The 19,318-nt window shown below is 56.9% G+C and carries 17 protein-coding genes and 1 pseudogene; 4 read left to right on the top strand and 14 right to left on the bottom strand.

What is annotated here, in order from left to right:
• Positions 1–179: 179 nt before the first annotated feature.
• A complete protein-coding gene (locus BE0216_RS00595) occupies positions 180–509 on the bottom strand; it encodes a DUF2316 family protein (protein WP_094636379.1) in 330 nt (109 codons plus the stop codon).
• A gap of 154 nt (positions 510–663) precedes the next feature.
• Positions 664–1,461, bottom strand: coding sequence for a DUF1295 domain-containing protein (locus BE0216_RS00590; RefSeq protein WP_094636469.1), 798 nt, complete (start codon positions 1,459–1,461; stop codon positions 664–666).
• Between the two features lie 257 nt (positions 1,462–1,718).
• On the opposite strand from BE0216_RS00590, the gene BE0216_RS00585 reads away from it, so the two are divergent.
• Both BE0216_RS00585 and BE0216_RS00580 read left to right on the top strand, forming a co-directional pair.
• A complete protein-coding gene (locus BE0216_RS00585; protein WP_094636380.1) occupies positions 1,719–2,006 on the top strand; it encodes a type II toxin-antitoxin system RelB/DinJ family antitoxin in 288 nt (95 codons plus the stop codon).
• Complete coding sequence (locus BE0216_RS00580; RefSeq protein WP_226805658.1) at positions 1,999–2,349, top strand: type II toxin-antitoxin system PemK/MazF family toxin; 351 nt, start codon at positions 1,999–2,001, stop codon at positions 2,347–2,349. The genes BE0216_RS00585 and BE0216_RS00580 overlap by 8 nt, the downstream gene beginning before the upstream one ends.
• Positions 2,350–2,352: 3 nt before the next feature.
• On the opposite strand, the pseudogene BE0216_RS11915 reads toward BE0216_RS00580, so the two are convergent.
• The 3 genes and pseudogenes from BE0216_RS11915 to BE0216_RS00560 all read right to left on the bottom strand — a co-directional run.
• Positions 2,353–2,994: pseudogene (locus BE0216_RS11915) on the bottom strand (Abi family protein); the annotation flags it as partial.
• A 179-nt stretch (positions 2,995–3,173) separates the two neighbouring features.
• A complete protein-coding gene (locus BE0216_RS00565) occupies positions 3,174–5,555 on the bottom strand; it encodes a DNA/RNA helicase domain-containing protein (RefSeq protein ID WP_158217183.1) in 2,382 nt (793 codons plus the stop codon).
• A gap of 207 nt (positions 5,556–5,762) precedes the next feature.
• Positions 5,763–7,082 (bottom strand): AAA family ATPase, encoded by a 1,320-nt coding sequence (locus BE0216_RS00560; RefSeq protein ID WP_094636385.1) that lies wholly within the window; start codon positions 7,080–7,082, stop codon positions 5,763–5,765.
• A 185-nt stretch (positions 7,083–7,267) separates the two neighbouring features.
• Between BE0216_RS00560 and BE0216_RS00555 the strand changes: the two genes are divergently transcribed.
• Positions 7,268–7,564 (top strand): nucleotidyltransferase family protein, encoded by a 297-nt coding sequence (locus tag BE0216_RS00555; protein WP_211279907.1) that lies wholly within the window; start codon positions 7,268–7,270, stop codon positions 7,562–7,564.
• Positions 7,565–7,727: 163 nt separating this feature from the next.
• On the opposite strand, the gene BE0216_RS00550 is transcribed toward BE0216_RS00555, so the two are convergent.
• The 4 genes from BE0216_RS00550 to BE0216_RS00535 all read right to left on the bottom strand — a co-directional run bounded on the left by BE0216_RS00550 (position 7,728) and on the right by BE0216_RS00535 (position 10,941).
• On the bottom strand, positions 7,728–8,888 hold the full coding sequence (locus BE0216_RS00550) for an ATP-binding protein (protein ID WP_094636386.1): 1,161 nt from the start codon (positions 8,886–8,888) through the stop codon (positions 7,728–7,730).
• A gap of 156 nt (positions 8,889–9,044) precedes the next feature.
• Entirely contained in the window at positions 9,045–9,413 is a 369-nt protein-coding gene (locus BE0216_RS00545; protein ID WP_094636471.1) for a metallopeptidase family protein, read from the bottom strand.
• Between the two features lie 170 nt (positions 9,414–9,583).
• Positions 9,584–9,940, bottom strand: a complete 357-nt coding sequence (locus BE0216_RS00540; RefSeq protein ID WP_143249275.1) for a hypothetical protein — start codon at positions 9,938–9,940, stop codon at positions 9,584–9,586.
• Between the two features lie 617 nt (positions 9,941–10,557).
• Complete coding sequence (locus tag BE0216_RS00535) at positions 10,558–10,941, bottom strand: transcriptional regulator (RefSeq protein ID WP_094636390.1); 384 nt, start codon at positions 10,939–10,941, stop codon at positions 10,558–10,560.
• A 282-nt stretch (positions 10,942–11,223) separates the two neighbouring features.
• On the opposite strand from BE0216_RS00535, the gene BE0216_RS00530 reads away from it, so the two are divergent.
• Positions 11,224–11,988, top strand: coding sequence for a MazG nucleotide pyrophosphohydrolase domain-containing protein (locus BE0216_RS00530; protein WP_094636472.1), 765 nt, complete (start codon positions 11,224–11,226; stop codon positions 11,986–11,988).
• 340 nt (positions 11,989–12,328) lie between these two features.
• Here BE0216_RS00530 and tig read toward each other — a convergent pair whose 3' ends face one another.
• The 5 genes from tig to pflB form a co-directional block, all read right to left on the bottom strand.
• Positions 12,329–13,690 carry a trigger factor gene (gene tig / locus BE0216_RS00525; protein ID WP_094636391.1) on the bottom strand — a complete coding sequence of 454 codons (1,362 nt, stop codon included), beginning with the start codon at positions 13,688–13,690 and terminating at the stop codon, positions 12,329–12,331.
• A gap of 52 nt (positions 13,691–13,742) precedes the next feature.
• Positions 13,743–15,032 carry an HRDC domain-containing protein gene (locus BE0216_RS00520; protein ID WP_226805803.1) on the bottom strand — a complete coding sequence of 430 codons (1,290 nt, stop codon included), beginning with the start codon at positions 15,030–15,032 and terminating at the stop codon, positions 13,743–13,745.
• 7 nt (positions 15,033–15,039) lie between these two features.
• Positions 15,040–15,702 (bottom strand): DUF3000 family protein, encoded by a 663-nt coding sequence (locus tag BE0216_RS00515; protein ID WP_094636392.1) that lies wholly within the window; start codon positions 15,700–15,702, stop codon positions 15,040–15,042.
• A 72-nt stretch (positions 15,703–15,774) separates the two neighbouring features.
• Positions 15,775–16,656, bottom strand: coding sequence for a pyruvate formate-lyase-activating protein (pflA, locus tag BE0216_RS00510; RefSeq protein ID WP_072727075.1), 882 nt, complete (start codon positions 16,654–16,656; stop codon positions 15,775–15,777).
• 203 nt (positions 16,657–16,859) lie between these two features.
• Positions 16,860–19,235, bottom strand: coding sequence for a formate C-acetyltransferase (gene pflB / locus BE0216_RS00505; protein WP_094636393.1), 2,376 nt, complete (start codon positions 19,233–19,235; stop codon positions 16,860–16,862).
• Positions 19,236–19,318: the final 83 nt, after the last annotated feature.

The following is a 19,318-nucleotide window of genomic DNA, read 5'->3' as shown; positions in this document are numbered from 1 at the left end:
AATAACCGGCAGCACATCGGTGAATGCAATCCAGTTGGCACTTAAGTCGTCCAGTTGGCACCTGATTTCCGACATCGACCAGTAGGCTTACCGCCATTCCGCCATTGCTTTAATCAGCATCGTCTGGGCAAGTGCCAACTGGACGACTTAAGTGCCAACTGGATATACGGATGCTCCGCTCAGTCAAGCATCATGGCGTTCACACGATCCGCGTCGAGAAACCAGTAATCCTCCGGCTTCCCGCGAAGCGCGGTGAACGCTACCAGTTCAACGCCCTGCTGCGCCGCTTTCGCCATGAGATACCGACGCAATACCCAAGCATCCTCAAGATGCCGCACATTACGTAGGTTCATGACGTCCTCGATTCGAGGCTCATTCACACCAAGATCGGCCGCCACCTGTGCAGGCGTCACGCCCACCAATTCGAAATTCCGCACGAATTCCCGTCTCGTCGCAGCCTTCTGTTCAACGTTCAAAGACATAACCCCTCCAATCAGCTCAGCAAACATACTCCGCTTCACATGGCCGGGTCTCCGATGACGCTATTCGCATAATGACTGGCGCTGGTGCGGCAGTGGCGCGGGCCAATTCCGGCACTCGATACCCCTGTTGAAGCAAACGCGCCCCCGCGACTGCTTCACCATGTCCCAGTTCGAAACGTCGCTACCCCACCAACCACTTGTATTTCGCGACGCTGTACAGCGGCACGAATGGGATGAGAATCGGTGTTGTGGATACGTACGCCTGATATTCGGGGTCGCTGCCGTAGTTCTTGTTCTGGCGCAGTTCCAGTCTGCGCGCGCCGCCGAACATGATCCATACGATGCACACCCATCCGGCGATGGAGGCCAGCCACTGCCATACGCCGTCGAGGGCGGTGACGCCGGAGACGAACATGCCCGTCCAGGTGAGCACTTCGCCCAGATAGTTCGGGCAGCGCACGAGACGGAACAGGCCCACGTCGCAGAAGCGTTGCGGATGTGTTTTCTTGAAACGGTTCTTCGTGTAGTCCGACGCCGATTCCAACACGATGCCGAGCAGCATGATGATCATGCCGATGATGGCGACCGCGTCCGTGGGCGCGTGGTTCTGCAGTCGGAACAGCAGCGGCGATGCCTCGCACACGTACAGCAGCGCGCATACCATCCAGATGATGATTTTGAGGATCGGGTTCATGCTGGAGCCGTCTTTGATCTCGTTCTTCATCGTGCGCTGGTAGGCCGCGCTGCGCTGTTCACGTATCAGCAGGTATCCGCCGAGCCGCAGTCCGTAGACGATGAGCAGCGCTGCCATAATCGTCGTCACCCAAGTGAGTGAGCCGCCCATGCCGAACATGACCAGCAGCGCGATGCCGATGCCCGCCATGGAGAATCCGTAGCCCAACGAGATGAACCACACGAACCGGTAGAATCCGATGGATGAGATGATCAGCGCCACAACGCACAAGATAAGAAACTGCATGCCCACCATTGTATGGTCTGATAGACATTCGCTGTGGCAAGCTCAAGCGGAATATCGCGCACTCTGACAACAACATATCTAAACGCGCGCTTCCTCAGATAACACAGGAGCCCCCGAGCCCGGCCTCTACAAGGAAACTTGGAGGTTACTGCTGTCATCAACGGCAACTCACAAATAGACACGACCAACCAATTGAAGTTCAATGATATATGCAACATATGTATTATATATGAATAAAATATTGATAGGAGGTCATTATGGCTAAAGTAATTGTCAATGTGGACGATGCGGTCAAAGTCGAGGCCAGTCGCCTCTATGAATCGATGGGACTGAATCTGTCCACCGCAGTCAACATGTTTCTTCGCCAGTCGATTGTCGACAATGGATTGCCGTTCACTCCGAAGGCCGCCCAGCGTCCGTTCACGCGTGATACTGACGGCTACCCTATCGTGAAGTTCAACATGGACGATCCGCGCATAGTCACCCCCAAAGTCGTAAACGGCGGAGTCGTACTGCCCGAAGGCTGGGATGATGACGATGACTGAGCCCAAACAATTCGATATCTGGTGGGTTCCGTTCGCATTTCCCGACAAGCCGGGTAAGTTCAAAAATCGGCCGAGTGTCATTCTTGAGTGGAATGACGGGACGCGTGTGGCTTTGGTCACCAAAGTCACGGGGAATACTTGGCGCGATGAGCCTGGTTATGTAGTGTTGCGAGATTGGCAAGAGGCGGGACTATCGAAGCCGAGTGCAGTGCGCTGCTCTCAGCTGCTCCGAATTCCGCGCGACGTGTTTCTCGATGACGGCCCAGTCGGCAGACTCTCCTCATATGATACTGACCGCGTCGTTTGGGCGATCAACGAACTCTACCCCGGTTTGTTCTTATAGGATTTATACATCAGGCCAAGCGATGCGGGGCGCGTTCACGTTGTTGGGCAGGTCGGCTGGGAAGGATTGCACGCAGTCGCGCAAGATGTTGAGTTGACCGCGATCCCCCAGCGCGTGCAACAGCATGGCGACGATGTCGATGACGTGTTCCGTGGTGATGGGTTTGCCGTTCAGTTCGAATTCGCGATCCCAGATGCGACGGTGATGCGCGCACGCGTTGCGCAGGTCGTTCAACGGGTCGAGCCAAGCGTCCAACGTGTTGGCTTTCACGCCAAGCGTTTTGGCGATTGCGCCGCGGTCCTCATCGCGTAGATACCCGTACAGATGTTTGAGATCGCCGAACGGCAGCAGTTCGACCGCCGCTCATACGGGCAGTTCGCCGTCAAAGTCGGCACCGTAGTGGCCTTCGAAGTCCTCGTCGCTGTTGCGCCGCGAGTTCTCATAGTTACGCACGAACCGCTCCCACCCGTTACGGCTCAGGTTCGGCCGCAACGCTTCGGGATGGATATGGCCCAGCGGATCGCGCGCGCCGAGCACATGGCCGATGCGCACGCGCAGCGCGATTTCGATTTTCTCCATCGATGCGAACAGCGTGGCGCGCAACGCATTATCGAACCAATACAACGCCATAACATGTGTAAACCGCGCACCTCGATGCGCGTCATCTGCTGTTCAATACTGAACCACGGTTTGAACCGTTGCGTCATGCTTGCACGCCTAGCTCAAAACAACACACAATCATGATTCAAACAACCAGCCATATGTCTGCAATCTTTGTAAGCAGATATTACGCGAATACCGTCTTATCACACCATTCTTATTCCCTACATTAGGCCCCTCACCTTGTCCAGATAACAGTTATTTTCCAAAGCCGCTTCACGCAACTTATTCTGCAGAGCGGAATCTACCGCGAATAAATACAGTCCATGCACGCCACGTTTCAAGAGAACCCCCAATTGCCTACGCAAACATGCTTTTTTGAATGCTGCCAGTTTTTCATCACCTTTCAAATCGATGCGATCAGAGGAAACGCCTCGGTCACAACTTTTCCCCGGATCGAATATGATGTGTCCGTTCTCGTATCGCACCGATGGTCCAATAATTACACCAACATAGTTCAAATCAAATCCTTGAATCGTGAAGTAAGAGCCTATTTCATCACGAGAAAAATCAGCACTCGACCATGCCTCTTTGGTAGAATGCCGAACTTTGGGAGCATCATCATTCACAGCACGGTTCCATGGCCGTTCAAAGAATTCGGCCCCTCTGTCATATGTAGAGTGTTCATTTTCTTTCTCGGGAATAACCCAATTCCCCGAGACGTCCTTGACGAGTGCCACACTTCCTTTTTTGTTCTTAGGATCATATGGCCAATCGAATGTAGCAACCACACGGCACAAATCCCTTGGTCTCACTGCCACTTTCGATTTCTTCTTGTTTTTCGGCGTCGACTTCAACATCTGGTTTTGCGCAGCAAGAAGGTCATCACCGCACAGACGAATGGAGTCAAACAAAACATTAGGAGACGAACAGACTCGTATCCGATATCCTAATTTCACCTCATCCTGAATACGAGCGTCCTCATCTTCCACTTGGATCGCGGGACTATAATCCGCTGGAATCGATACGCAAGGAAAAGGCACTTCTCCCGATTCATCCGGCTGAACAAGCGAATCAATCCACTTAATGGTTTCCGCATTAGCCTGTATACGAAACTGTTCAGTCAGTTCAATCTGGTGCACCGAATATCTATCCGTAATCACTTGTACTTCACCGTTGTTGACACGCGCATTTGAATAATGCCCGGTTAATTCAAGATATGAAGCCCCAGTTAGAGACATTCGTTCATCACTTGGCAGATCGATTATCGGAGCTTCGGCTAGTTCACGAAGCACATCTTGATGCCACCACTGTTTGCGTTGCATAATCTGCTCCGGGTCGAACACAGCAATCACAATCTTCGCACGACGCAAAATCTCGTGCAGATGGCTTTCAATACCATTTTGCGATTTCTGTGTAAACAATAGATGCGCTTCATCCACAAGTACCACATCAGCTATATCCGATGTCACCTGCGTATAGTCGAAGGACGATTTCCCCACGCTACGGGAACGTTCATTAATAAAAGCCGTCGGGCGCGAAACACATTGTCCGGACTTCTTCTGAAGCCCTTGTTTTAAAGCCATGTCATCATAAACCCGCATTTGATCATCGTTATTCACCAGCAGATGAACCCTAGCTGAGGAATCTGTCTCATAGTCCGGTTGATGTCCCAGCTTGAGCGACAACTCATAGAACAGCGTGCTCAGCAAAATCGACTTACCTGTACCAGCAGCACCTCCAACAAGAATTAGCTGAGTGTCCTTTGGCTCTGTCCACTTCTCAAGCACATCCTCGCTTATAGAAACAATACCTTGTAAAGCCCTATTCTGTTCCTTTCCAAGCTTGTGGAAAGGCGATACCTTGTACAGAGACGACTGCCAAATCTGTTCCTCTGGAGGGAAAATCCCTTCTTTGTCGGCGGATACAAGTCTTTTCCATGCACCCGAAACAATGTCATCAAGATATGCGGATGTAAAATACTGATCTTGAGGATTCCCCCGGCCATTGAGACAATGAATATCGTCTATCGATTTCATGTAATCAATAAGCTTGTTCTCCACATCCAACGTTAAAGACTTATTGAAATGACTTTCCCAAATTACGTATTGATTGACTTTCCGTTGGTCACGTAGCGCCTCGTTTATGCAATCATCTGCTTGCTGCTCTTCAGCCAATCTAGATTTCACAATTTTTTGAGTCACAGACTCAACATTGGACAGCACCTCGTCATCCGTAATTGTCCAATTGTCTTTGCTGGAGGCTTGTACATGTTGCATCGTTCTCTCGTGGATATGCTGCGTTTCCCCAACATACACACACCATTTGTCCCTGCGTTGATCATCATCCGAAGCCTTGGACTTAAACCACACGATATACACCGTCGGCCATGTGAATAAACGCCGCTTAGCTTGCGTCAGTTCAGCAGTCACTTCTTCCAGTTTGGTTTTCGGAGCAATCCAAGCATCTCGATCGTGGTCGATTTCATACTCAAAGACTTCCCTGTATTCTTCCGAGTTTGAAGGTGCACCATCTTTGTCTGGACTGTATGGGTTGGGATAAGGAACCCGAACAATACAAAACTTCAGTTTCTCTGCAGCCATCATGAGTCTCATGATAGAAGAAGGTGAACCTTTCAAGCAATGCCTTCGCCACGTGACGACACCCGGATTCCTGGAGCGCTATCAACGGAACTCAAAGGCTCGGAACAATGTACCGCATTCTCGGATAAAAACTCACGTTTCAAATTATCCGTAACCGTCCATTGCATCTGTCAGCGACTGGCATCTTTGCTGTGCAAGAAGTCGTTATTCTCAGTGTTCCAAGCTCATCATCTCAGCAAACGCCTCATGGAAGTTCGGGCGCGGAGTCGCTCCATACACACCGTTGAGATAGTTCTTGCCGATGTTCTCGCCCTTGCGCACTTTGAGATCGGTCACGGGGTAAATCTCCGAAGCGCCATCGCCGTTCTTCTCCACCAACCGTATCTGGTCGGGATCGATAAGGCGGTCAGCGGTTCCGGTCACATTGATTAACGACGCGTCATGCGTGGTGAAAATCAGTTGCGAACCATGTAGATTGGTCTGCGGATCAACGAACAACGACACCAGTTCCTTCACCAAAGTTGGATGCAGACTCGTATCGATCTTATCCACCAGGGTGACGGAAGGACGCGACAGCACTCTCAACGCAAGCGAAAAGAACGCAAGCGCCGCCAAGGTGCCGTCCGATTCCTGTTCCACACCCAGCATGGCGAAAGACCGCTCTCCGCCATGCCGGAACATCAATCGCGTCTGCTGTTGCGGTGTGAACAGTTTCTCCAGCTTCTGCTCATCGGCTCCAAGTTCCTCTACGAACTTGTGCTTCAGCCGCTCGAACATATTGGCGTCCACTTCCACAGGCACGCTTCGCAGTCCGCTGATGCCGAAGTCCGCATACTTCACCAATGCTGCAAGCTTCTTCGAAAAGTCGTTTTGCTGATTGAACTGTTCCAGTATGAAGGGATACTCTTTGTCGAATCCTCCCCCGCCGTAATATCCAAAACCCGTGGAGAAAAACTCGAACGCAGACTGCGTGCATTCAATGCCAGCGGCGGCGCAAGCGGAGAGAGCCAGTGCGTTGGGACGCAGCTCGACGGTTTTCTTCACTTGCGCTTTGGGACCGCGAAAAGACGGTCCGAACTCCAACACTGTCTCATTTCGGGCGAACAGTCGGGAGGGATGCGTCGACAGTTTGCCGGACTCTTCATCCATGATCTTATATACCGACAGTTCTTCCTCGTGAATCACGTGATCGTCAAAACGGAACCAGTAACGGTATTTTTGTCCGTCAGTCGCGATGAAGCTCACATAAAATGCGGTATCAGCATCGTTCGGATTCTCTCGCAGCAGGAACGGGTCACGATGGATGTCCGACGTTCCGTCGCCTGCGCTATAGCTCGTCACCACCATGTCGCGCATGGAATGCAGCGCATATAGGAAATTGGATTTACCGGAAGCATTGGCGCCATACACTGCGGTCACCGTCGAAATCGACGGACCACCTTCTTCGACAAAACGTGCGTCACGCGTCATAGAGAAGGCCTGCTCATCACGAAAACTCGTCACGTTTTCAAAACTGAAATCGATAAGCATGTCGCCCTCCTCTACGTTGACAAGCTAACTATATCATAAAAATCGGCATTTTTGCATTTTTCTGCAAATATCACATTTAAACACAATCATTTGCTTATTAAAACCTAGAACTCATCAGGTAGTGTCCAAGATTTTGCGCACCACTAATATGAGGGTAGGTTAGCTTCCGGCACGAGGGAGTCGTCATGATTTCACATGTATACAGCCATGATGAACTTCGCGAGCTCATCGTTCCCATGTTGTCGCATTACGGCATGAAATCGGCACGCTTGTTCGGCTCCTACGCGCGTAACGAGGCCACATCGACTTCAGACATCGACGTGTTGCTGGAAGGCAATCCCGGATTCAGCCCATTGAACGTATTCGCCATGGCCGAAGAACTACGAGAGAAATCCGGCAAAGATGTGGACATGTACGAGCTGAGCGAACTCAATGATGGACCGTTCCGCAACGCCGTATTCAAGGACGCGGTGCTGCTATGAACGAGAAAGACCCGCACAAGCTCTGGCGCATCGTAGAAATCGGCTGCAAACCAGAACAAACCATCATCCACAACAACTAGTATCCATGCGAATGGAGGGAATCGTCGTCGAGGCCGAAGCAGCGGCCGCCCCGCCTCGCATCACAAGCCCGGTCTTCTCACAATCATAATGTCAGCTGCGGTATATCACCGATGGTCAGCAGTCTTCCGAAAGAGGTTTCCATAGAGTCACGCCCACCGTACACCACGATGCGTTGTGCCAAATCCAATCCCATGATTTCGGACAACTTTGAAATTGTGGCGAAAGCATGCGAATCATACGTCGCAGAAGCCTTCACTTCGATTGCATAGCGAACGACCCCGCCCTTCTCGATAATCAAGTCGATTTCCTGCTGTTTATCATCACGCCAATAGTACAAGCGTGGAGTTCTTCCACGCACGGCATACGCCTTCATAATTTCCGATACCACGGCGTTCTCAAACAGAGGGCCACGATACTTGCTCATCATCAACTCATCATCACTTTCCAGATCGAGTAGATAACTAGCCAATCCAGTGTCATAAAAATACAGTTTCGGCGCCTTGATCAATCGTTTGCCGAAGTTCTTATGGTAAGGGTGCAACCTGAAGGCGATGAAACTGGATTCCAACATCGAAATCCACTCCTCGACGGTCTTTGCGTCGACGCCACAAGCGGAAGCCATGGCGCTATAGTTGACCACCTCGCCGACCCGAACTGCGCACTGCACAAGAAAGTCGCGGAATTGGGACAGCTTACGCACACCCAACTCTTCACGGACGTCCCGCTCCACATACGTAGACACGTAGTTCGGAAAATAGTCAATAGGATCAAGACCAATGTCGTAAATTCGCGGATAACCGCCTCTGCGAACCCACATATCCATGCCCATGCCAGCATTCGCCAACTCGCTATGAGACAACGGCATCAGGTGAAGAACCGCTGCCCTCCCGGCCAATGACTGTGAGATGCCTTGCATCAGCAGAAAATTCTGAGATCCGGATAATATGAACTGTCCCGGCTCCTGCCCCCGCTCATCGACGATGCCTTGCAGGTAAGAGAACAACTGCGGCACACGCTGCGCCTCATCGAATATGGCATGGTTGTTGTATCTGGCAAGAAACGTCCGGGGATCATTCACAGCGAGACTTTGCGCATCGGGATTCTCTAACGACACGTAATCATACTGGGGAAACTGTTCACGAATCAACGTAGTTTTGCCGCTCTGCCTTGTGCCCGTCAAAGTAAGGATAGGAAACTGTTGAAACTGCCGAATCATGGTCGGCGTAATAGCCCGCGGAATCATCGAGTCGCCTTTCCTTCAACTTATGGCATCATCTAATCCAGATTAACACGCTTTCTATTCCCGATTTACACCTATTCTATTCCTGATTTACACCCACTCTATTCCCGATTTGCGCCAGCGGATCCAGCCGATCTAATGCACACACCCGTATCCATATCAGTACCCGTGCGAATGGAGGTAGTCGTCGTCGAGGCCGAAGTAGTGGCCGATTTCATGGATCACGGTGATGCCGATCTGGCGGACGAGCTGCTGGCGGGTGGAGCAGACGCGTTCGTGTGGGCCTTTGAAGATGGTGATGATGTCAGGCATCACACCGCCGTAACTGGTGGTGCGCTGCGTGATCGGCACGCCTTCATACAACCCCAGCAACTCGCCGTGGGAGCCGCACATGGAGGCGAGCTCGCGCTCGTTCGGCTCGTCGGCCATGGCGATGCCCACATTGTCGAGCACTTCGCGGAACCGTTCGGGAATCGAATCCAACGCCTCCTCGACTGCGGCCGCGAACTCGTCATCCGTCATTCTCAACGCCATATCAGCACTCTTTCACTGTGTTGTCACGCCCTTCAACCATACCCAATCATCTCAGCGTGCACATTTTCCAACACAAAATAGCCCGTCGCCTGCCACTTTTCCAACATGAAACAGGGGTTTTGCTGCACGTTTCCAACATTCCGGGCAGCCAAACCCGTGCAGGCTCAGTCGAACAGCGGGTCGTTGGGGTCGATGATGGGCAGGCGTTCACCGGCCTCCTCAGGAGTCTGACCGCCATAGGCGCGATGCGGCAAAGCGGCCCATGCGTCAAGGAACACACCAATCAGCAGGTTGCGCCCAATGCCAGGATCCAGCATCGCGGCATCGGCACCGAAATCGAACAATCCCACCAAAAGCTCAGCCGGATTCGTCCGAATCGGAGCATAATAAATCGACGCGGCCAGCTCTTCCCAACGCACCATGCAGTCACCCAGAATCGTCAGCGCCCTGCACCGGTCGCGCACCAAACGCACACGCTCTCGCTGTGCGTCGTCGAGACGGACTTCGCCATACGAATGCATTCGGCGGTCAACCGCGGCTCGGATGCGGCAAGCTCCGCCGCGTGGGCCACCACGTATTCCAGCGGCGTCAGCCCATCTTCGTCGGTGAAGTCGAATGTCACCCACTCATCAGCCGCATGCACGAAAGCCGGCGATTCCACGTCGATACACGATTCAGAATCATCAGCTCCCAGACTCTAGAAGCATTCAGCATAGGCTCGCTTCATCGTCTCTTCGGACTCATCGCCCTTGATCTGGGCGTACAAATCAAGCACTATCTGGCAATCGATCAGGTCGCTCTCACACGGATCGTCATCCCAAGGCGATCCGATTGGATGAACCGGCGGAAGACCCGCGCGATCGGTATGGCCCACGTATAGTCCATCAGCGTAGGTGTTCCGGTATTCAATGACATCTTATCCACGAGGCCCAGCCCTCAACGTGGACATTCCGATAGTAAATGGCAGCTTATCCACGGGAGATGGATTTTCAACGTGGGCGAATCGGCAGTAACTGCCGAATCATACACACACGGGTTATCCATCACCGTTGACGGCGTGATAGCGCACAGCAACTCATCCACGCCCGCAGGAGTCAACACGTTAAAGCCCGAGAACCAGAAGGGGGCAGGCCTACGGCTACTCCAACGAATCGAGGACGTCGTCGATAAGCAGACGGGTTTTGGTGGCATCGGCATCGTTTCGCAAGCGCGGGAACCGCCGCAAGGCGTTGGCGGGACTGGCATCGGCGGCGCGGGCGATATTCGATTTGCTGATGCCGCGCGACGCGGCCTTCTCCGCCAAGCGGTCCACCAGAGAATCGGAGACTTGGCGCATGCGTTCGGCTACCCACAGTTGGGCCATTTCTGGTGAGAGATCGTAATCTTCGGACAGTTCGCTGCTCGCCTCCTGCACGGCGGCCCACAGCACCATGAACGGTTTGCGGTAATAGGCGATCTGCTCTTGGGGCGACTCCCTCGCCAGCGCCTCCAGCGCTTTGCGGTCCGTGCTGTTGTCGCTCATATGCCCTCGTTTCGCCGCCATAATCCGCTGGGACAAGTGTACGACAGGATGGTGGAGATGCCCCGACTTCGCTCGGCATGACGAAGAAGGGAACACTCGCATGACGAAGGAGGGAACACTTGCATGACGAGGGAAAGGGACGCTCGATATGACGAGGATGGAGATGCCTCGACTTCGCTCGGCATGACGAAGGAGAGGGACACTCGGCATGACGAAGGGCGCATCAACCAATCGAGGCCATCGGATGGGCGCTGTTACTTGGGCGAGATTAGTATGGGCTGCATGACTGAATCAGCACATGATGATTACCAACTGCCCGCAGGATTCGAACGGTGTTCGAAGCTTGATCCCGTCGTCCAAGCACCGACCGCGTTGGAGCGCACCCGCGTGCTGGTGACGATTCTCGCCAATCCCGGCGGATGCCCGTGGGACGAGAAGCAGACCAACACGACTTTGCTTAAGAATCTGCTTGAGGAGACCTACGAATTCGTCGATACGGTTGAGGAGAACGACCGCGAAGGCATGCGCGAGGAACTCGGTGATCTGCTCATGCAGTCGCTGTATCAGGCCGCCGTATGCGAGAAGGATGCGACCGACCCGTTCACCTTGGATGAGGTGTGCGACCGTCTGGTCGATAAGCTCATCACCCGCCATCCGAATGTGTTCGCGCCTGATGATGATGCGAACGCAGGCAAAGAGGAGTCCGCCGAAGAGGTGCTGGCGACGTGGAATCAGATGAAGCAGCGTGAGAAGCGCCGCAAGTCCGTCATCGAAGGCATCTCGCACGCGCAGGGCGCGTTCCCTCGCGCGGCGAAGATCGTGCACCGTGTGGCCAAGGCCGACGATTCGGAACTATTCGTAAAAGCCATGCTGCGGGCCGATGCCAACGAAGACTCATCCCAGCCGACGCCGGATGATTACGCCGATCAGATTCTGCGCGTCATTCAGCAGGCCGACGCCGATGGGGTCGATATCGAATCGGCTTTGCGCAATCGTCTGCGTGAGGTCGAGCAGAGGATTGTCGAGTTGGAATCAGGCGCTCGGTAGAAGCTGTCAGGGAACATCAACATGAACTTAGCGGAGTGGCGGGATGAGATGCCTCGAATGCGCTCGGCATGACGGGGGAAGCATACGCTCGGCATAACAAAGACGGAACACCGCCATGACGGAGAAGAATCGACAACATAACGAAGAAGAAGGACCGCCGACATAACGGAGAACATGCATTCGGCATGACGAGTAACGAGTGCACGGCATAACAACAACCGCAGCTCAATAGCAAAAGACCGGAACCCATAACGGGTTCCGGTCTTTTGTTAGAAGCTAGTGACTAGCTGTCGGCCGCATTGTAGGCAGCAGCGTCGATGACAGCAGAGTCAGTGCAGGCTCACTCGGCGTCGGCGTTGGCCAGTTCGTCGGCCACGGCAGCGGCGGCGGAAGCGGCTTCGACGGAGTCGGCCTCTTCGTCGTCCTCACCGAGGAACGCGGACAGGTCGACCTCTTCGCCGTCGGCGGTGAACTTCACGGCACGCATGCCGGCGAGCAGGCCCTTGGAACGGCCGACTTCCTGCACGGCGGAGCCGAGCTGGCCGTTGCGGACGATTGCCTGGATGAAGTTGTTCGGATCCATGCCGTACTGCTGGGCGATGGAGGCGAGGAAGTTGAACACGTCGGCCTGGGAGACCTGCACGTCCAGCATCTCGGCCAGAGCGTCGAGGGTCATCTGGTCGCGCAGTTCCTTCTCGACCTGCTCCTCGGCCTCGGCCTTCTGCTCCTTGGTGGCCTTCTCCGGATCCGGGGTCATGCCCTTGAGGTGCTCTTCGACCATGGAGGCCTTGACGCCCTTCGGCACAGGGATCTCCAGCTCTTCCTGCAGCTTGGCGATGAACGCGTCGCGGGCGTCGGTGGCCTGGCGGCCCTTGGCGGCGTCGGCAGCGTTCTTGCGGATATCTTCCTTGAGCTCCTCGAGGGTGTCGAACTCGGAGGCTTCCTGGGCGAACTCGTCGTCCAGCTCCGGCAGTTCCTCGGCCTTCACGGAGTTGACCTTCACCTTGATCTGGGCCTTCTCGCCCTCGTGCTCGCCGGCTTCCAGCGTGCCTTCGAAGGTGGTCTCCTCGCCGGCGGACAGGCCTTCGAGGGCCTCATCCAAGCCGTCGAGCATGGTGCCGGAGCCGAGCTCGTAGCTCACGCCTTCCTGGGAGTCGACGGACTCGCCGTCGATCTGGGCGTCCAGGTCGATGTTGGCGAAGTCGCCCTTGGCGGCCGGGCGGTCCACACCCACGAGGGTGCCGAAACGCTGGCGCAGGGATTCAAGGCGGGCGTTCACGTCCTCATCCTTGACTTCGGGCTTGGCGATGGCGATCTCCATGCCGTCGAGCTTCGGCAGATTGATCTCCGGGCGACGCTCCACGGTGGCGATGAACTTCAGCTTGGTCTCGTCCTTGGAGGAGGCGGGGACTTCCTGCACGTCCAGCTCGGGCTGGGCCATCGGGCGGATCTTCTTCTCCTCGAGCGCCTTGGAGTAGAGCTCCGGCACCGCGTTGTTCACGGCCTCACCGGCGATGCCGGCGAATCCGTAACGCTGCTCGATGAGCTTCGCCGGCACATGTCCCTTGCGGAAGCCGGGGATGTTCGCCTGCTTGGCGATCTCCTTGCGGGCCTCGTCCAGATAGGGTTCGAACTCCTCCGGGTCGACGGTGACGGTGAGCTTCACCTTGGTCGGCTCAAGATTCCTAACGCTGATTTTCACGCTTAACGCTCCTGAAAGTCGTGTTTTCTTACATTCTGCCGTAGGGCAACCTCTACATGATAACCCTACTCACGGACGCTGCGATGAGTTTCACTTGCCATGTTCTGGCGCCCTGCTCCTCGAGGAATCGCGCCACGTCCACATTCGCGGGATCATCCAGCCAGCAGAGGTTGCGCAGAATCTGCGGTTTGACGATGATTTCGGCAGGCGTGCGCGTGTCCTCGCCGATTTGGTTGACGACCTTGCGCACCCGTTGCAGGCGCTCGTATCGTTCGGGATGGCGGGTCTGCCAGATGCGCATCGACCGGGGCGCGTTCGTCTCGTTCTCTCCGGATTGACTGGATGGCATGACGGGCAGTTCGCCGGGTTTCAGGTCCAGCGCGCGTTGGATCGCATCCTTCCAAACGCGGGGTTTGACCTCGCGTTGGATGGGCGCGTATCGTTCGAACATTTTGTCCTGCGCACTGCCGGTACGCATACGCACACGCTCGTTGAGACAGCGGATCGCACGGAATTCGCGCACGTTATGCGGTTTCTTCTGCGCGGCCTCCATAATCGACGAATCGGCCAGCAGAAGGCTGGGGGCAATGTCGTATTGGCGGGCCAACCGGTCGCGCTCCTCCCACAGCGATTTGGCGATGGCGAGTCCGCGTCGGTCACGGCCCAGCTGGGTGATGCGTGAGATGCGCATCCAAGGCGCGGGATGCGCAGGCTTAGGTGCGAGCCCCTCCCGCAGGGCGAACGCGAACTCCTCCTCGGCCCATTCGTCCTTGCCATGCTCACGCAGGTCCCGGCGCATCAACGCCTCCAGCTCGATAAGCAGTTCCACATCCAGCGCGGCGTAGTTGCGCCAGTCGCGCGGCAGCGGGCGGTACGACCAGTCGGCCGCGGAATGTTCTTTGGCCAAGGTCACGCCGAGATAATGCTCGATCACCGCGGCGAGCCCGAAGCGGTGCATGCCGAGCAATCGCGCGGCGATCTCCGTGTCGAACAGGCGTTGCGGGGTCATCCCCAGGTCGCCGAAGCCCGGCAGGTCCATCATCGAATCATGCAGAATCCAAGTGGCGTCGCCCACGGCGCGGTTGAAGTCGTTCCAATCGGCACCGGCCTGTCCCAAAGCCACCGGGTCGAACAGCATGATGCCGGCGTCACCGCGTTTGAACTGCACCAGCCAATCCTCATGGCCGTACCGGTATCCGGACGCGCGTTCGGCATCGGCGGCCAACGGGCCGGATGCCGCGGCCAAAGCGTCGCATGCTTCACGGAACCCTGCGAGTGTGTCGATCACGTCGGGCACTCCCCCGCGCGGCTCGCTGAGCAGACGCGGCTCCGCTTTGGCGATGCGGCGGTCAATCTGATGAGTCACTACCCAATCCCTCGTCGAAACGAACAGTGGATCTGATGAACCTGGCCCACATGCCGACCTGCGCGCCGGCGTCGAGTCCGCCGTCAGGCAGACCAAGCGGCGACCACGACACGCGCATCTCACAGCCGGCCTCCGCCTCGGACAGCAACGACCCGAACGACGTGTTCTGGGTCACGGTCACCGTGCCGCCGACGGAATCGGGGTCCACGTCCGACAGAAAGTCGCACATATCGTCCCAATACATGCGGGGGGCGAGTCCATCGTTCTCGCTGGCATGCAGCGGCAATCGGGTGAAGGCCACGCATCGCCAGCGACCGGCCCAGTCGATACGCGACTGCGCCGAGAAAAGAATCATAATCCAACCCGTGGCAAGTCGCGGCGAATGGGACAGGTCGGAGGAGAACGAAGCGGTGTTCCCATCACGCTCGCCGCATTCCAGTTCAACGCCGATGCCGTAGTCGGCCAGTGTGGAGGGGACGGGAATCTCGCGATAACGCACGTCGGCGACACGCGTCATATCCCGAACCGATTCCACGGCGTTCCACATCTCATCGGGCACGCCGGCAGGCCGTTCGGGCAATCCGTCTTGCCGGGGCGCCGACGCCGTTGGAGGCGCACCCGTCGGGAATGCATAGATGTCTGCCATATACCTAGGCTAAAGGCTCCAAGCCGCGTTGCGGCGCATCCACACACCCTTACGCCCGAACTCCGCAGGAATTTAGTAGACGGTGAAGCCGTAGGATTGGAACTGTTCGATGACGCGCTGGCGCAGCTTGGCGCTGGGGCCCTTGGCGTCCTCCAACGGGTATGGGATGCGCAGCTCATGCCACTTGGGGCGGCCGAGCTGGTGGAATCCGAGCACGTCGATATGTTCCACCGCCCCGTCGAAGCTCGCGCAGATCTTCGCCACGTTGTCGACGTTCTCTTCGGAGTCGGTCAGGCCCGGCACGAGCACGAAACGCACCCAGATCTTCTTGCCGGCCTTTGAAAGACGCTGCCCGAAGTCGATCGTGGGCTGCAGCAGGCCGCCGGTCACCTTGTGGTAGGTCTCCTCGTCGCCGGATTTCACGTCGAGCAGGCACAGGTCGATGTCTTCAAGCATCTCGTCGGTGTAGTTCTTGTTGAGGAAGCCCGAGGTGTCGAGGCAGGTGTGGACGCCCATCTCCTTGGCGGCGCGGAACACACGCGAGACGAACGCGGGCTGCATCATCGACTCGCCGCCGGAGAAGGTGATGCCGCCGCCGGTGGCTTTGAACAGATCCTTGTAGCGGTCGACCTTCTTGATCATGGCCTCCAGGGTGACGGGCTTGCCGTCGCGCATCTTCCAGGTGTCGGGGTTCTGGCAGTACTGGCAGCGCAATGGGCATCCGCTCATGAAAACGGTCATGCGAGTGCCGGGCCCGTCGACGGAGGTGTTGATATCCCAGGAGTGGACGAAGCCGATATCGCCGGTTTTGAGCGCGTCGATGCGGTCGCGCCGGTCGAGTCCGATGGGAGATTCGAAGCCGGACAGGCCGCCCATCAGCGTCTGGGAAGCATATTCCTTCGATTGTTTGAGCATATGCCGCGTGGTGGTGCGGAATCGGGTCGCGTCAGACATCGTCGTCCTCCTGGATTCGTCATGGCCTTGTACTGACATCCCAGTCTAGTGCTCCGATGGCGGGGCCGCCGGTGGCTCGCCGGAAAGCCGATGTGGGCTTCGTCACGTCGCTTCCCCGGCTGACAGTGAATACACGAAAAAAGGCGGAACCCATGTGGGGTCCCGCCTTTCAGCGTTTCACGCTCAGCGCGTCACGACTTCAATCAGTCGGTGACGGCGCCCTGGTGGAACGTACGGCTGATCACGTCGAGCTGCTGCTCCTTGGTGAGCTTGACGAAGTTCACCGCGTAGCCGGAGACGCGCACGGTCAGGTGCGGGTACTTCTCCGGGTGCTCGACGGCGTCCTCCATGGTCTCCTTGCGCAGCACGTTGATGTTGGCGTGGTAGAGACCGTGGCCGTTACCGGCGTCGAGGATGCCGACCAGGTTGCCGATGCGCTCCTCCTCGTCACGGCCGAGGCCGTCGGGGGTGATCGTGTTGGTCAGCGAGATGCCGTCAAGCGCGTCGTTGTAGTCGATCTTGCCGACCGAGAACATCGACGGCAGCATGCCGTGGGAGTCCATGCCGTTCTCCGGGTTGGCACCCGGAGCGTACGGGGTGCCCTTGGCGTGGCCGGACGGGAAGGAACCGGTGTTCTTGCCGTACTCCACGTTGGAGGTGATGGTCAGGATGGACTGGGTGGGGACGGCGCCACGGTAGACGGGCAGGCGCTTGACCTGGCCCATCACGGTGGAGACGACCCACTTGGCGAGGTCGTCGGCGCGGTCGTCGTCGTTGCCGTAGAGCGGGAACTCGCCCTCGGTGCGGTAGCCGACGATCAGGTCGTCATCGGCGCCCTCGACGTACTCGTACTCGTGGCCTTCCATGGTCTTCGCGTCCTTGTTGTAGATCGGGTAGACCTTGGCGTACTTGACGGCGGCCAGGGAGTCGGCGGCGATGGACAGACCGGACATGCCGCAACCCAGGGTGCGGTACACCTCCTTGTCGTGCAGGGCCATCTCGATGGACTCGTAGGCGTACTTATCGTGCATGTAGTGGATGATGTTCAGCGCCTCGACGTAGGTCTCGGACAGCCACTCGAGAGCCTTCTCGTAGTTGTTCTTGACCTTCTCGTAGTCCAGGGTGCCGTCGGCTTCGGGGGCGATCGGCTCGATCACGCCCTTGTCGATGACCTGCATGCCGGTCATCTCATCGCGGCCGCCGTTGATCGCGTACAGCAGCGCCTTGGCGGAGTTCACGCGGGCGGCGAAGAACTGCATCTGCTTGCCCACGCGCATCGGGGAGACGCAGCAGGCGATGGCGGCGTCGTCGCCCCAGTGGGAGCGGATCTCCTTGTCGGACTCATACTGGATGGCCGAGGTGTCGATGGAGATCTTGGCGCAGAAGCGCTTGTAGCCTTCCGGCAGCTTCGGATCCCAGAAGATGGTGATGTTCGGCTCCGGGCCGGGTCCGAGGTGCTCGAGGGTCAGGGTGTTGAGCAGACGGAACGAGGTCTTGGTGACCATGGAGCGGCCGTCGTCGCCGAAGCCGGCGTCGGACCAGGTCGCCCAGTACGGGTCGCCGGAGAAGATCGCGTCGTAGTCCTGGGTGCGCAGGAAGCGCACGATGCGCAGCTTCATGACGATGTTGTCGATGAGCTCCTGGGCGCCGGCCTCGTCGAGGATGCCGGCCTTGAGGTCGCGCTCGATGTAGATGTCGAAGAAGGTCGAGTTGCGGCCGAAGGACATGGCGGCGCCGTCCTGGCTCTTGACCGAGGCGAGGTAGCCCATGTAGGTCCACTGCACGGCCTCCTGGGCGGTCTGGGCCGGGCGGGACAGGTCGAGGCCGTACTCGTTGCCCAGGTTGATGAGCTTCTTGAGGGCCTTGATCTGCTCGTCATGCTCCTCGCGGAAGCGGATCCAGTGCTCGATCTCCGGCTCGGTGAAGTCGTTGCGATAGGGCACGGAGTCCTTGTCGCGCTTCTTGAACTCGATGAGCTTGTTCACGCCGTAGAGGGCCACGCGGCGGTAGTCGCCGATGATGCGGCCGCGGCCGTAGGCGTCCGGCAGACCGGTGAGGATCTTGTTGTGGCGGGCGACCTTGATGTTCTTGGTGTACACGCCGAAGACGCCGTCGTTGTGGGTCTTGCGGTACTTGGTGAAGATCTTCTTGACTTCCGGATCCGGCTCCTTGCCGGCTTCCTTGATGGCCTGCTCGACCATACGCCAGCCGCCGTTCGGCATCATGGCGCGCTTGCAGGGTTCGTCGGTCTGCAGGCCGACGATCACGTTGTCGACCTCCGGGGAGTCGATGTAACCGGCCGGGAAGGCGTCCACGTCGGCGGGAGTGTGGGTGTCCACGTCGTAGACGCGCTGCTTGCGCTCAACCGCCAGGTAGTTGTCGTCGAGGTACTTCCACAGGTGCTTGGTCTTCTCGGTGGCGTCCGCCAGGAAGGACTCATCGCCGTCGTACGGGGTGTAGTTCTTCTGGATGAAGTCGCGAACGTCGATATCCTGCTGCCAGTTTCCACCTTCGAAGCCGTCCCACGCCTTGGCGTCCAGCTCCTCAGGGGTGACCGCGGTCGTCTCAACTGCTGTCATATCCACTCCTTGGTGTTTGTTTGTTGTGATGCCGCATCGTCACAGCACCATTGCCTCCCCAGTGTAGTCTTCGCCCGCTGGGA

Source organism: Bifidobacterium eulemuris (genome assembly GCF_014898155.1).
In the GTDB taxonomy this organism is placed as follows: Bacteria; Actinomycetota; Actinomycetes; order Actinomycetales; family Bifidobacteriaceae; genus Bifidobacterium; species Bifidobacterium eulemuris.
This window is presented reverse-complemented; position numbering and strand designations above follow the sequence as displayed.

What these genes read in the sequence shown, in the direction of transcription:
- BE0216_RS00555 (WP_211279907.1), top strand. Translation starts at nt 7,268, where the DNA reads ATGATTTCACATGTATACAGCCATGATGAACTTCGCGAGCTCATCGTT.
- pflA (WP_072727075.1), bottom strand. Translation starts at nt 16,656, where the DNA reads ATGTCTGACGCGACCCGATTCCGCACCACCACGCGGCATATGCTCAAA.
- BE0216_RS00585 (WP_094636380.1), top strand. Translation starts at nt 1,719, where the DNA reads ATGGCTAAAGTAATTGTCAATGTGGACGATGCGGTCAAAGTCGAGGCC.
- BE0216_RS00540 (WP_143249275.1), bottom strand. Translation starts at nt 9,940, where the DNA reads ATGCATTCGTATGGCGAAGTCCGTCTCGACGACGCACAGCGAGAGCGT.
- BE0216_RS00565 (WP_158217183.1), bottom strand. Translation starts at nt 5,555, where the DNA reads ATGATGGCTGCAGAGAAACTGAAGTTTTGTATTGTTCGGGTTCCTTAT.
- BE0216_RS00515 (WP_094636392.1), bottom strand. Translation starts at nt 15,702, where the DNA reads ATGGCAGACATCTATGCATTCCCGACGGGTGCGCCTCCAACGGCGTCG.
- BE0216_RS00580 (WP_226805658.1), top strand. Translation starts at nt 1,999, where the DNA reads ATGACTGAGCCCAAACAATTCGATATCTGGTGGGTTCCGTTCGCATTT.
- BE0216_RS00560 (WP_094636385.1), bottom strand. Translation starts at nt 7,082, where the DNA reads ATGCTTATCGATTTCAGTTTTGAAAACGTGACGAGTTTTCGTGATGAG.
- BE0216_RS00550 (WP_094636386.1), bottom strand. Translation starts at nt 8,888, where the DNA reads ATGATTCCGCGGGCTATTACGCCGACCATGATTCGGCAGTTTCAACAG.
- BE0216_RS00595 (WP_094636379.1), bottom strand. Translation starts at nt 509, where the DNA reads ATGTTTGCTGAGCTGATTGGAGGGGTTATGTCTTTGAACGTTGAACAG.
- BE0216_RS00535 (WP_094636390.1), bottom strand. Translation starts at nt 10,941, where the DNA reads ATGAGCGACAACAGCACGGACCGCAAAGCGCTGGAGGCGCTGGCGAGG.
- pflB (WP_094636393.1), bottom strand. Translation starts at nt 19,235, where the DNA reads ATGACAGCAGTTGAGACGACCGCGGTCACCCCTGAGGAGCTGGACGCC.
- BE0216_RS00530 (WP_094636472.1), top strand. Translation starts at nt 11,224, where the DNA reads ATGACTGAATCAGCACATGATGATTACCAACTGCCCGCAGGATTCGAA.
- BE0216_RS00590 (WP_094636469.1), bottom strand. Translation starts at nt 1,461, where the DNA reads ATGCAGTTTCTTATCTTGTGCGTTGTGGCGCTGATCATCTCATCCATC.